The sequence below is a fragment of the Kitasatospora sp. NPDC018058 genome, assembly GCF_044327205.1.
Classification (GTDB): domain Bacteria; phylum Actinomycetota; class Actinomycetes; order Streptomycetales; family Streptomycetaceae; genus Kitasatospora.
Window position 1 is genome coordinate 188,280 of record NZ_JBIRFA010000003.1, and the last position, 12,404, is coordinate 200,683.

The 12,404-nt window shown below is 72.4% G+C and carries 11 protein-coding genes and 1 pseudogene; 7 read left to right on the forward strand and 5 right to left on the reverse strand.

Annotation, left to right across the window (positions count from 1 at the left end):
- Window positions 1-79: 79 nt before the first annotated feature.
- From alc to ACH4E7_RS05760, 5 genes and pseudogenes are all read right to left on the reverse strand, one after another.
- Window positions 80-1,126 (reverse strand): annotated as a pseudogene (gene alc, locus ACH4E7_RS05740) (allantoicase); the annotation flags it as partial.
- Between the two features lie 42 nt (window positions 1,127-1,168).
- Complete coding sequence (gene allB / locus ACH4E7_RS05745) at window positions 1,169-2,563, reverse strand: allantoinase AllB (RefSeq protein ID WP_396247722.1); 1,395 nt, start codon at window positions 2,561-2,563, stop codon at window positions 1,169-1,171.
- A gap of 114 nt (window positions 2,564-2,677) precedes the next feature.
- On the reverse strand, window positions 2,678-3,820 hold the full coding sequence (locus ACH4E7_RS05750) for a glycerate kinase (RefSeq protein ID WP_396247723.1): 1,143 nt from the start codon (window positions 3,818-3,820) through the stop codon (window positions 2,678-2,680).
- A gap of 405 nt (window positions 3,821-4,225) precedes the next feature.
- Window positions 4,226-5,119 (reverse strand): 2-hydroxy-3-oxopropionate reductase, encoded by an 894-nt coding sequence (locus ACH4E7_RS05755; protein WP_396247724.1) that lies wholly within the window; start codon window positions 5,117-5,119, stop codon window positions 4,226-4,228.
- A gap of 133 nt (window positions 5,120-5,252) precedes the next feature.
- Window positions 5,253-6,095, reverse strand: coding sequence for a TIM barrel protein (locus tag ACH4E7_RS05760; RefSeq protein WP_396247890.1), 843 nt, complete (start codon window positions 6,093-6,095; stop codon window positions 5,253-5,255).
- A gap of 217 nt (window positions 6,096-6,312) precedes the next feature.
- Between ACH4E7_RS05760 and ACH4E7_RS05765 the strand changes: the two genes are divergently transcribed.
- The 7 genes from ACH4E7_RS05765 (at window position 6,313) to ACH4E7_RS05795 (ending at window position 12,250) form a co-directional block, all read left to right on the forward strand.
- Window positions 6,313-6,558, forward strand: a complete 246-nt coding sequence (locus ACH4E7_RS05765) for a thiamine-binding protein (RefSeq protein WP_396247891.1) — start codon at window positions 6,313-6,315, stop codon at window positions 6,556-6,558.
- The gene (locus tag ACH4E7_RS05770; protein WP_396247725.1) at window positions 6,555-6,935 is read left to right on the forward strand and encodes a helix-turn-helix domain-containing protein; all 381 of its coding nucleotides are present in this window, start codon (window positions 6,555-6,557) and stop codon (window positions 6,933-6,935) included. The genes ACH4E7_RS05765 and ACH4E7_RS05770 overlap by 4 nt, the downstream gene beginning before the upstream one ends.
- Before the next feature lie 235 nt (window positions 6,936-7,170).
- Complete coding sequence (gene uraD / locus ACH4E7_RS05775; protein WP_396247726.1) at window positions 7,171-7,674, forward strand: 2-oxo-4-hydroxy-4-carboxy-5-ureidoimidazoline decarboxylase; 504 nt, start codon at window positions 7,171-7,173, stop codon at window positions 7,672-7,674.
- Between the two features lie 107 nt (window positions 7,675-7,781).
- Window positions 7,782-8,117: a hydroxyisourate hydrolase gene (uraH, locus tag ACH4E7_RS05780; RefSeq protein ID WP_396247727.1), complete on the forward strand. Its 336-nt coding sequence runs from the start codon at window positions 7,782-7,784 to the stop codon at window positions 8,115-8,117.
- 30 nt (window positions 8,118-8,147) lie between these two features.
- On the forward strand, window positions 8,148-9,068 hold the full coding sequence (pucL, locus tag ACH4E7_RS05785) for a factor-independent urate hydroxylase (protein WP_396247728.1): 921 nt from the start codon (window positions 8,148-8,150) through the stop codon (window positions 9,066-9,068).
- Window positions 9,069-9,331: 263 nt separating this feature from the next.
- The gene (locus ACH4E7_RS05790) at window positions 9,332-10,795 is read left to right on the forward strand and encodes a nucleobase:cation symporter-2 family protein (protein ID WP_396247729.1); all 1,464 of its coding nucleotides are present in this window, start codon (window positions 9,332-9,334) and stop codon (window positions 10,793-10,795) included.
- A 69-nt stretch (window positions 10,796-10,864) separates the two neighbouring features.
- Window positions 10,865-12,250, forward strand: a complete 1,386-nt coding sequence (locus ACH4E7_RS05795; protein ID WP_396247730.1) for an 8-oxoguanine deaminase — start codon at window positions 10,865-10,867, stop codon at window positions 12,248-12,250.
- The last annotated feature ends 154 nt before the right edge of the window (window positions 12,251-12,404 follow it).

Consider the following 12,404-nt stretch of genomic DNA (forward strand, 5'->3'; position numbering starts at 1 on the left):
GCGCGGCGGCCTCCTCGCCGGCCAGGCCGGCGGCGGTGAGCGCGGCCGCGGCCTCGGCGGCCGGGACGGCGTTGAACCAGCGCAGCGCGAGGGCCGCGCGGCCGGCCTCGGTGAGGCGGCCGGTGAGCCGGAGGCGGGCGAGCCCGCCGTCCGGGTAGACGTTGATCCGCACATGGGTCACCGGGCGGCCCACGTCGAGCCGGAAGCGGTGCCGGGTGTCGGGCTGCAGACGGGTGCGGGGCAGGATCTCGAACCACTCGCCCTCGGCCGGGTCCTGCCCGGTCGAGGCGTCGAAGCCGATCAGGTCGGCCCAGCCGGGGGCATTGGCGACGAAGTGGGTGGTGTCCACCTCGGCGGCCAGGACCTCGCCGCCCCCGGCCAGGGCGATCTGTACCCAGTCGTTGGCCTTGTCGCGCCGACGCCGGGTCTCCCAGCCCTCGCCCATGACGGAGGCGCGACCGGGAGCGTTCAGGTTGTGCGGGGAGGAGAAGTAGCGGTCGGAGGCCGCCTCGGCCACGCCGCCGTACTCCTGGGCGGCCAGGTCGAAGGTGAGGCCGTCCAGTTCGCGCGGGTCGGGCAGCACCTCGCCGTGCACCCGGAGCCGGGCGACGCCGCCGTCCGGGAAGATGTTCAGCCGCACGTGGGTGTAGCGGGTGTCGTCCTGGACGGCGAACTCGTGGGTGGTGTCGCCCTGGAGCGGGGTGCGCGGCAGGATGACGGTCCACTCGGCGTCCTGCAGTTCCTCGGGCGAGGGGTGCCCGGGGACGGAGGCGGCCTCGACCGAGGCGCTCTCCGGATAGTTGCCGGTGAAGTGGGCGGTGTCGACGATGAGGCCGCGGATCACGCCGCCGACGCCGAGCCGGACGATCGCCCAGTCGTGGTCCTGGTCGGTGGGGTGCGGCTGGTCGGCGGAGACGCCGCGCCGGCGCTTGGACTCCCAGCCGTCCATGATCTGGCCCTTGTGGCCGAAGGTGTGCGGGCGGAACTCGGCGGGCTTGGCGACCAGCAGGTTCTCCGCGTCCGCGAAGGTGTCCTCATTGGTGGCGACGACGCCCGCGCCGAGCAGCCGGGAGGCCAGGTCGACCAGCTCGGCGAAGGGAGCGCTCGGGGTGTCGGCAGTGGTCACTGACTCTCCTCGGAAGACGGTGTCGGTACAGGCCGTGTCGGCTCAAGAAGTGCTTTCGAAAATGGGGTTGGCGGGCCGGGTGAGCTGGCGGCCGAACGGCTCGCCGCCGGTGTCCACCGCGCGGCCGCGCAGCCAGGTGGTGCGGACGGCGCCGGTCAAGGTCCGTCCCGCGTACGGGGTGACCGGGTTGCGGTGATGCAACTCGCCCGCGTGGACGGCGAATTCGCCGTTAGGGTCGAAGGCGACCAGGTCGGCGTCGCAGCCCGCCGCGATGGCGCCCTTGATGCCGCTGAGGCCGACCAGCTCGGCCGGTCCGGCGGACATCCAGCGCACCACGTCGGCCAGGGTGTGGCCGCGCCGGCGGGCCTCGGTCCAGACGGCCGGCAGGCCCAGCTGCAGCGAGGCGATGCCGCCCCAGGCTGCCGCGAAGTCACCGCTGCCGCCGTACTCGGGCAGCGACTTGAGGTCGGGAGTGGACGGGGAGTGGTCGGAGACGACGGCGATGAACTCGCCGCGCCCCAGGGCCTCCCAGAGCGCGTCCCGGTTGGCCTCGTCGCGGATCGGCGGGCAGCACTTGAAGGCGGTGTCTCCCTCCGGCACCTGCTCGGCCGACAGTGTCAGGTAGTGCGGGCAGGTCTCGGCGGTCACCTGGACGCCGTCCTCGCGGGCCCGGCGCAGCAGCGGCAGCACGGCCGCCGAGGAGACGTGCAGGATGTGCACCCGGGCGCCGGTCCGACGGGAGCCGGTCTTGTCAAGCGCCGCCAGCAGGTGGGCGACGGCCGCGGTCTCCGCGCCGGCGGGGCGGGAGGCGAGGAAGTCCCGGTAGTGGACGCCGGGTTGCTGCGGCGCGGCGGCCAGCACCGCCGGGTCCTCGGCGTGGATGATCGCCAGCGCCCCGATCCGGGCCTGCTCGGCCAGTGCGGCCTCCAGGTCGGCGCCCTCGACGTGCGGGAACTCGTCGACGCCGGAGGGGGCGAGGAAGCTTTTGAAGCCGAACACGCCCTCCCGGTACAGGGGTTCGATGTCCGGCACGTTGCCGGGGACGGCGCCGCCCCAGAAGCCGAGGTCGACCCAGGCCTGACCCTCGGCGGTCTTCCGCTTGGCGGCCAGCCCCGCCACCGTGGTGGTGGGCGGGATCGAGTTGAGCGGCATGTCGATGATCGTGGTGACGCCGCCGGCCGCGGCCGCCCGGGTGGCGGTGGCGAAGCCCTCCCACTCGGTGCGGCCGGGCTCGTTGACGTGCACGTGGGTGTCGACCAGGCCGGGCAGCAAGGCCGCGTCGCCGAGGTCGACGAGCTCGCCGTCGCCGATCGCGAGCGAGCCGTGCGCGGCGACCCGCTCGATCTTCCCGTCCCGGATCAGCACGTCCGCGGGGCGCTCGCCGTCAGGCAGCACCACCCGACGGGAGCGGATCACCGCTGGCTGGCCGACAGGCATGGGGGACCTCCGAAACCTGGGAGTTGGGGGTGGCGGAACGCGGGCGGAGGCGAAGGATTGCCGGGAGCCTAGGCCCGCCTTCAACAAAACGTCAATGGAGGAACGTACGAGGGCTCAGCCCGGCAGCAGCTCTTCGGCCAACCGCTCCCCCGCGACCTCGGCCAGCTCACCGGCCTTGGTCAGGCTGTCCCCCGGCTGCTCCGCCAGATCGGTGAGGGCGATCGCGAGGGTGAACCCGGCCGCACGCCACTCGGGCTCGGAGAGCTCCAACCGGCCCGCCACAGCGGCCACCCGAACCCCCGCCCGGGCAGCCGCCGCGGCGACTCCGGCGGGGGCCTTGCCGTGGAGCGTCTGCGCGTCCAGGCAGCCCTCGCCGGTGACGACGAGGCGTGCCCCACGCACGGCCTCGTCGAAACCCAGCAGTTCGAGCAGCAGCTCGATTCCGGGTCGCATGGTGGCGCCGAGCAGGGCGAGCGCGGCGAAGCCCACCCCGCCCGCGGCCCCGGCACCGGGGGCCTCCCGGACGTCGCGGCCGGTGACCGCGGCGACCTGGTCGGCGAAGCGGGTCAGGCCCTCCTCCAGGACCACCAGGTCGGCCCCGTCGGCGCCCTTCTGCGGGCCGTAGACGGCGGTGGCGCCGCGCGGGCCGAGCAGCGGGTTGTCCACGTCGCAGGCGACCACGATCTCGACGCCGGTCAGCAGCTCGGCCAGCCGGCCGGGCTCGATCCGGTCGAGCTTGCGCAACGCGGCCCCGCCGGGCGGCAGTTCGGTGCCCTCGGGGTCCAGGAGGCTGACCCCGAGCGCCTGCACCATGCCGGCGCCGCCGTCGGTGCCGGCGCTGCCGCCGAGGCCCAGCACGATCCGCTTGGCGCCCAGCGAGACGGCCCGGCCGATCAGCTGGCCGACCCCGTAGGAGCCGGCCGCGAGCGGCGCGGTCCGGCCGCCGGGGAGCCGGGCGAGGCCGGAGGCCTGGGCCAGCTCGACCACGGCGGTGTCGCCACGGACGGCCAGCGCGGCGTCCACCGGCAGGCCGGTCGGGCCGGCCACCTTGGCCGGGACGCGGGTGAAGCCGGCCGCGAGCGCGGCGGCCAGGGTGCCCTCGCCGCCGTCGGCGACGGGCAGTTCGCGCACCTCGGTGCCGGGCACGGCGCGCCGGATGCCGGCGGCGATCCGGGCGGCGACCTCGGCGCCCTCCAGGGTGCCCTTGAACTTGTCCGGAGCTACGACCACATGGCCCTGGTGGGGGGTGGGGGGCATGGTGTGGTCCTCACTTCCGTACGGGTATGACGGTGGTTCGACAAGCATGTGTCCGGGGGCCTCGGGGATGCGACCCCCCGCCCGGGTGGTGCACGCCCGCACGGGCGGTGCGACCCGCACGGGCGGTGCGCCCCCCTCCCCGCCGTTCCCCTCGTCCCGCTTCCGACGTACGAGGGGCTCCCCTCGGCGGGGAGGGGGGCCGGGCGATGCGCACTGGGCACGACCGAAGTGCCCCCAGGGAGGGTGCGCGCATCACCGGCTGGATCGACCGGCGGGCGGGTGGATGAGCCCCGGCCCGCACGCCGGTCGGGTCTTGCCTCCTGGCGGCGCGGGCACGACCGGATCAGGTACACGCCACCAGAAGGTGCTCAGGGCCGGGGGCTCCGCTCGGGAGCCCCCGGGGTGTCACTCGACCTCGCGGCCGGAGAGCCGCTCGACGCCGCGCAGCAGCGCCGAGTGGTCCAGCGAGCCGTCGCCGTTGGCCCGGGCGGAGGCGACCAGCTGGGCCACCACGGCGCCGACCGGCAGCGCGGCGCCCACGGCACGGGCGGCGTCGGTGACGATGCCCATGTCCTTGTGGTGCAGGTCGATCCGGAAGCCGGGGGCGAACTCGCGATTGAGCATGTTCGCCTTCTTGCGGTTGAGCACGGTCGAACCGGCCAGGCCGCCGCCGAGCACGTCCAGCGCGGCGGCGAGGTCGACGCCGGCGTTCTCCAGGAACACCACGGCCTCGGCGAGCACCTGGATGTTGACCGCGACGATCAGCTGGTTGGCGGCCTTGACGGTCTGGCCGGCACCGGCCGGGCCGACGTGCACGACCGTGGTGCCCAGCGCGTCGAACAGCGGCTCGGCCTCGGCGAAGTCCTCCGCCGCACCGCCGACCATGATCGACAGGACCGCCTCGACCGCACCGGCCTCGCCGCCGGAGACCGGGGCGTCCAGGGCGCGCACGCCCTTCTCCTGGGCGGCCTTGCCGACCTTGATGGAGGTCTGCGGGGTGATCGAGGACATGTCGATCACCAGGGTGCCGGCCTTGACGTTCTCCAGGACGCCGCCCTCGCCGAGGATGACCGCCTCGACGTGCGGGTCGGCCGGCACCATGGTGATGACGACCTCGGCGTCCTTCACCGCGTCCGCGATGCTGGCGGCGCCCTGGCCGCCGGCCGCGACGACGGCGTCGATCGAGGCCTGGGAGAGGTCGAAGCCGGTCACCCGGTGGCCGGCCTTGACCAGGTTGACGGCCATGGGCTTGCCCATGATGCCGAGGCCGACGAAGGCGATCTTGCGGGAGGCGCTCATCGCGTCGAGTTCCTTACGTGTGGGGGGGTGGGTGGTGGCTTGCCGGGCGGGCGGCGGGTGCGCCGCGCCGCCGGGCTGCCGGGCGGGCTGCCGGGCGGGCTACCGGGCGGGCGGGCTGCGCGATCGGGCCGCGCTACCGGGCCGCGCGCAGCTCGCGCGGCAGCCAGCCGAAGCCGTCGGCGCTGACGCCGGTGGAGGGGCGGTACTCCAGGCCGATCGGGCCGCGGTAGCCGGCGGCGCTGAGCCGGGTGAACAGGTCCTCGAAGTCCAGCTCGCCGGTGCCGGGCTCGTTGCGGCCCGGATTGTCGGCGATCTGCACGTGGCCGATCCGGTCGGCGTAGGTGTCGATGACCGCCGCCAGGTCCTCGCCGTTCTTGGCCAGGTGGTACAGGTCGCAGAGGAATCTGGCGTTCCCCAGGCCGGTGGCGGCGTTGACCTTGTCGACCACCTCGACCGCGGCGGCCGCGGAGACCAGCGGGTAGTCCGGGGACTCGGCCTTGTTGAGGGCCTCGATCAGCAGGATCGCGCCGATCCCGTGCGCGGCCCGGGCGGCGAGCACCAGGTTCTCCAGCGCCAGCGCGTCCTGCTCGGCCGGCTCGACGCCCTCGACCCGGTTGCCGTACAGCGCGTTGAGCGCGGTGGCACCGAGCGAGGCGGCGAGCTCCGCCGCGACCGGGACGTTGGCGCGGAACCGCTCCTTCTCGGACGGGACCGAGACGGTGCCCCTAACGCCCCGGCTCAGGTCGTCCAGGTAGTTGAGGCCGGTGAGCCGGACCCCCGCGTCGCCGAACGCCTTGCGGAGCGCGTCCAGTTCGGTCCGGGACGGGTTGTGCTCCGTACCGAAGGGCCACCAGAGCTCGGCGGCCGTGAAGCCGGCCGCGGCAGCCGCCGCGGGGCGCTCCAGCAGCGGGAGTTCGCTGAACAGGATCGACAGGTTGACCGTGAAGCCGTGCTTGGCGGCCGCCGTCACGTCCATCACCTCTCACTCTCTTCCTTCATCCGCAACTTCCACGATCCGGAAGAGGGATTCTGTGTGGTGGAAGCATCTCCGGCTCGCCGAGCGGGTGTCAAGGGCGTCACAACATTTTGTTGAAGTTGCCCGGAGCCCCCTCCGGACCGCCCGGGACCTGCGGACGGGTGCCCGGCCCCTGCCCGCCGCCACCCCCGCTCGATACAGTGAGCACGTGCGATTGATGGTGGAGTTCACGACAGAACCGTTCGAGCTGGACACGTTCCCCGAGCACGCCGCGGCGGCCCGCAAGGTCGTCGACGAGGCCGGCCTGGATGTGTCGGTCGGCCCCTTCGGGACCGGCGCCGAGGGCGAGGCCGACCAGGTCCTCACCGCGGTGACCAGGCTGCTCCGGGAGACCCTGGACGCCGGCGCGACCCGGATCTCGGTCCAGGTCAGCGTGCTGGGCGAGGAGGGCGGTACGCCGTGACCGAGCACGCGCAGCACCCGCTCGCCGCGGCGGTCAAGCCGCTGCTGGACGCGGTCGGCGCGACGCCCGTCCCGCTGGACGAGGCGAAGGCCGAGGACGTCGTCCTGGAGTGGGAGGGCATCCCGGCCCTGGCCATCCGGCTGCCGCACCTGAGCAGTGCGCTGGACCGGCTACTGGCCGAGATGACCCGCCAGTTCGACGGCCGACCGCTGGCCGAGCTCGACCGCGGAGAGAAGCAGCGGGTCGTCGCGCTCCTGGAGGAGCGCGGCGCCTTCACCGTCCGCCACGGGGTCGAGACGGTCGCCTCGGCGCTCGGCGTCAGCCGCTTCACCGTGTACAACTACCTCAACCGCCAGGACGGCACGAAGTCCTCCTGAGGCCCGAGGCCCCTCCTGGGCGAGCCCGCAAAGCGGCCCGCCGAACGAGTGACCCCGCCGCTGTGGACAGTCCGGATCGGCCCACGGCGGGGCACACTTGGCGAATCGCACACGAAAGGGCCCGGCATCGCGGGCCGGTTCAAAACGTAACCACCAACCGTTCAACAAACTGTTGACGACAGGGTGGGGTCGATCTAGCTTTTCCGGGTGGCACCACTCTTCAGGAGGTCCACCCGTGACCAACCACCCCCACGCCCTTGACGCCCTGGCCGCGACCGACGCCGCGGAGCTGGAAGAGCTCCTGCTGGAGGTATGCTCCAGCCCCCGCTGGGCCGCCGCCCTCGCGGAGGCCCAGCCCTGGTCCAGCCGGGAGGCCCTGCTCGCCGCCAACGCGGCGGCGATGGCAGGACTGACCGCCGCGGACCTGCGCGACGCGATGGCCGGCCACGCCCGGATCGGCCGACCCAAGGCGGGCGACGCCACCTCCGAGCGCGAGCAGGCCGGCATCCAGGGCGTGGACCAAGCGGTCCTCGACGAACTGCACCGGGCCAACGCAGCCTACGAGGCCAAGTTCGGCCATGTGTTCCTGATCTGCGCGACCGGCCGCACCGCGGCCACCATGCTCGCCGCCCTGCGCGAGCGCTACCCCAACGACCCCGCCACCGAGGCGGAGATCGTCCGGGGCGAGCTGCGCAAGATCAACGACATTCGGCTCAACCGCCTCCTCGACGCGACCTGACACATCGTCAAGAATGCTCCACGGGACGGCGCGCGCCGCCAGGATGTCGCATCCCATCCGAGACCTGACGCATCATCATCTCTGCCATCAGTAAGGTCACCTCACCCATGACTGGCATCTCCACCCATGTGCTCGACACCAGCCTCGGCCGCCCGGCCGAGGGCGTCCCGGTCGAGCTCGCACTGCACACCGAGGGTGGCTGGCAGGTGCTCGGCACCTCCACCACGGACTCCGACGGCCGGGTCAAGGACCTGCCGGCCGTGGAGGCGGGCTCGGTCGTCCGGCTGCTCTTCGACACCGGCGCCCACTACGCGCTCAAGTCCACGGAGCCGCCGTTCTTCCCCGAGGTGTCGATCGTCTTCACGGTCGCGCCCGCGCAGCAGCACTACCACGTGCCGCTGCTGCTGAACCCGTTCGGATACTCGGTCTACCGCGGAAGCTAGTAGACCGACCTGGAAGCTTAGGAGCCTGTCATGGCCCACGTGCTCGGTCAGAACCAGTACGGCAAGGCGGAGAACCGCATCGTCCGGGTCTATCGTGACTCCACCCGCCACGAGATCAAGGACCTGAACGTCTCGGTCTCCCTCCAGGGCGAGTTCGAGGACGTCCACCTCACCGGGTCGAACGCCAACTGCCTTCCCACCGACACCACCAAGAACACCGTCTACGCCTTCGCCAAGGAGTACGGGATCGAGTCGGCCGAGGCCTTCGGCATCATCCTGGCCCGGCACTTCGTCGACGACACCGAGCGCGGGGTCGTGCACAGCGCCCGGATCCGGATCGAGGAGTACGCCTGGGACCGGATCAAGACGCCGGACAGCTCGGCCCGCTTCATCGGCTCGGAGGAGGTCGGCCACTCCTTCGTCCGCAACGGCCAGGAGACCCGCACCACCGAGGTCGTCTACGACGGTGAGAAGGTCCAGGTCATCTCCGGCCTCAAGGACCTCATCGTCATGAACTCCACCAACTCGGAGTTCTGGGGCTACATCAAGGACAAGTACACCACCCTGCAGGAGGCGTACGACCGCATCCTCGCCACCCAGGTCACCGCCCGCTGGAAGTTCGGCTACAGCGGCCGGGACGGCGAGGCCCAGCCCAACTGGAACCGCTCCTACACCCACGTGAAGCGGCACATGCTGGAGGCGTTCGCCGAGACCTACTCCTACTCGCTGCAGCAGACCCTGCACGCGATGGGAACCCGGGTCCTCAACAACCGCGCCGAGGTGGACGAGGTACGCCTCGAACTGCCCAACAAGCACCACTTCCTCGTCGACCTGGAGCCCTTCGGCCTCAAGAACGAGAACGAGGTCTACTACGCCGCGGACCGCATGTACGGCCTGATCGAGGGCACCGTGCACCGCGAGGGCGTCGTCCCGGTCATCCCGGTCGCCTGACCTCCCCCGCCCCCGACCGCACGGACTGCGCCCGGAGTCGCCGCACCCTCCGGCCCGCGCCGGCCGGTCGAGTCCGGGCGGACCGCACCACCCGCACCACCTGTTTCTCCACCCCCACCAACCGGAGTTCGTGTCTGCCTCGCGGCGGCCGGCCCGGGGCACTGGAGAAGCACCCCGAGGGATCCTTGCTCCGCCGTCCCGCCCTCGGGGGGTCTCCAGCGCCACGGGCGCGCCGGGAGCCACGGGCACAAGAGGGGCTCGACATGGCACCCAGCACCACCAGCAGTTCAGACGGCGGTTCCACCCCGGCAAGAACCCCAGGCCCGGACGGCACGTCACACCGCCTCCCCGGCAAGCCGTCCGGGTCCGGTACCCACCCCGTGGACGAGGTGCTGCCCCCGATGAAGCTGTTCTCCACGGGGCTCCAGCACGTCGCCGCGATGTACGCGGGGGTCGTCGCACCCCCGCTCATCGTCGGCGCCGGCGTCGGGCTCTCCGCCGCCGACCTCGCCCTGCTCATCTCGGCCAGCCTGTTCACCGCCGGACTGGCCACCCTGCTCCAGACCCTCGGCGTCTGGAGGATCGGCGCGCGGCTGCCGTTCGTGAACGGCGTCTCGTTCGCGGGCGTCGCGCCCATGATCGCGATAGCGAACGAACACGGACCGAAGACCGCCCTCCCGGTGATCTTCGGAGCGGTGATCGTCGCGGGGGTCCTGTGCTTCCTCGCGGCGCCGTACTTCTGCAAGCTCATCCGGTTCTTCCCCCCGGTCGTCCAGGGCACCGTGATCACCCTCATCGGGGTGTCCCTGCTCCCGGTGGCGGTGAACTGGGCGCGCGGCGGCTCGCCGAGCGCCCCCGGGTTCGGCTCCATGCGGGCCATCGGCCTCGCCGCGATCACCCTCGCCGCGGTGGTGCTCTGCAACCGGCTGCTGCGCGGCTTCTGGCAGCAGCTGTCCCTGCTCGTCGGTTTGGCGTTCGGCACCCTGATCGCCTTCCCGCTGGGGCTGGCCGACTTCGGCGCGGTCAGGGAGGCGAAGGTCTTCGCCCTCCCGTCCCCGTTCCACTTCGGCGCGCCGATGTTCGACGCTGCCGCGATCGCCTCGCTCTGCATCGTCATGCTGGTCTCGATGACCGAGTCCACCGCCGACATGCTCGCGCTCGGCAAGATCGTGGAGCGCGAGGCCGACGAACCCACGCTCGCCGCCGGCCTACGGGCCGACGGACTGGCCACCGCGCTCAGCCCCGTCTTCAACGGCTTCGCCGCCAGCGCCTTCGCCCAGAACATCGGGCTGGTGGCGCTGACGAGGATCCGCAGCCGCTTCGTGGTCGCGGCCGGTGGCGGCGTCCTGATCCTGCTGGGGCTCTTCCCCGTGCTCGGTTCGGTCGTCTCCCTGGTGCCGCAGCCCGTACTCGGCGGCGCCGGGATCGTGCTCTTCGGCACGGTCGCGGCGAGCGGGATCCGCACCCTCGCGGAGGCCGGCATGGAGTCCGGCTCCAACACCATCCTGGTGTCGGTCTCGCTCGGGGTCGGGATCATCCCGATCGCCGTACCGACCTTCTACGACTCCTTCCCGGAGGCCGTCCGGACCCTGATGCACTCGGGGATCTCGGCCGGCTGCGTGATGGCCGTCCTGCTCAACCTGCTCTTCCACCACGTCGGAACCGCCCGCCGGACCAGATCCGACCAGACCTCCGACGCGACGGTGCCGACGGCGACACCGTCCTGACCGGTCCGGGTAGAGGCGCGCACCAGCCGGTGCGCGCCCCTCCTGGCCCTCCCCCATAGGAGTGACACCATGGCAGTCCAGCCCCCGCCCGCCGACCAGCGGATCGTGATCGAGAACGTCGCGATCGCCACCGTCGACGCCGCCGACACCGAGTACGCCCGAGGCCACGTGGTCATCCTCGGCAACACGATCGAATCCGTCGGCAACGGCCCCGCCCCGGCGTGGCTGGACAACGTGGTGCGCCGGATCAACGGCGAGGGCCACCTGCTCACCCCGGGCCTGGTCAACACCCACCACCACTTCTACCAGTGGATCACCCGCGGCCTCGCCCAGGACGACATCCTGTTCGACTGGCTGGTCGCCCTCTACCCGACCTGGGCGCGGATCGACGAGAACCTCGTCCACGCCGCCAGCCAGGGCTCGGCCGCCGCCCTGCTCAAGTCCGGCTGCACCACCGCCTCGGACCACCACTACGTCTTCCCCAAGGACGGCGGCGACGTCCTCGGCGCCTCCATCGAGGCCGTCCAGGAGCTCGGCCTGCGCTTCACCGCGCTGCGCGGCTCGATGGACCGCAGCAAGAAGGACGGCGGGCTGCCGCCGGACCACGCGGTCGAGGAGCTCGACGACATCCTGGCCGCCTCCGAAGCCGCCGTGGACCGGTACCACGACTCCTCCTTCGGCTCGATGCTGCACGTCGCGCTGGCTCCCTGCTCGCCGTTCTCGGTCTCCACCGACCTGCTGCGCCAGTCCGCCGAACTCGCCCGCCGCAAGGGCGTACGGCTGCACACCCACGGCTCGGAGACGGCCGAGGAGGAGCAGTTCTGCAAGGAGCTGTTCGGCATGGGGCCGACCGACTACTTCGAGTCGGTGGGCTGGCTCGGCGAGGACGTCTGGATGGCGCACTGCGTCCACATGAACGACTCCGACATCGCCAAGTTCGCCGAGACCGGCACCGGCGTCGCGCACTGCCCGTCCTCCAACGCCCGGCTGGCCGCCGGAATCGCCCGGGTGCCCGACATGCTCAAGGCCGGCGTGCCGGTCGGGCTCGGCGTGGACGGCACCGCCTCCAACGAGTCCGGCGAGCTGGGGACGGAGCTGCGCAACGCGCTGCTGATCAACCGGCTGCACGGCTACCCGACCGCCCTCACCGGGCGCCAGGCGCTGCGGCTGGGCACCATGGGCGGCGCCCGGGTGCTCGGGCGGCAGGACGAGATCGGCTCGATCGAGGTCGGCAAGCTCGCCGACCTGGCGCTGTGGAGGATCGACGGGGTCATGCACTCCTCGATCGCCGACCCGGTCGCGGCCCTCACCTTCGGCGCGCTGCCGCCGCTGACGGTGCTGTTCGTCAACGGCAACGCCGTGGTCGAGAAGGGCGAGCTGACCACCGTCAACGAGGACCGGATCGCCCGCGCCTGCGCCCGAGCGGCCAAGGAGCTGGCCTCCCGGCCGGTCTGACGCTCCAGTGGCTCCGGGGCGCCCAGGGACGGTGCGTGACCCGGACTCCGTACGCCCGGCCGGGTGTGCGGACCGTAGCCCCGGACCCACGGCGAGGGTTCGGGGCTACGGCGTTTTCCGGGGGCGGGCGGCTGACGGCGGACAGAGTTCAGCG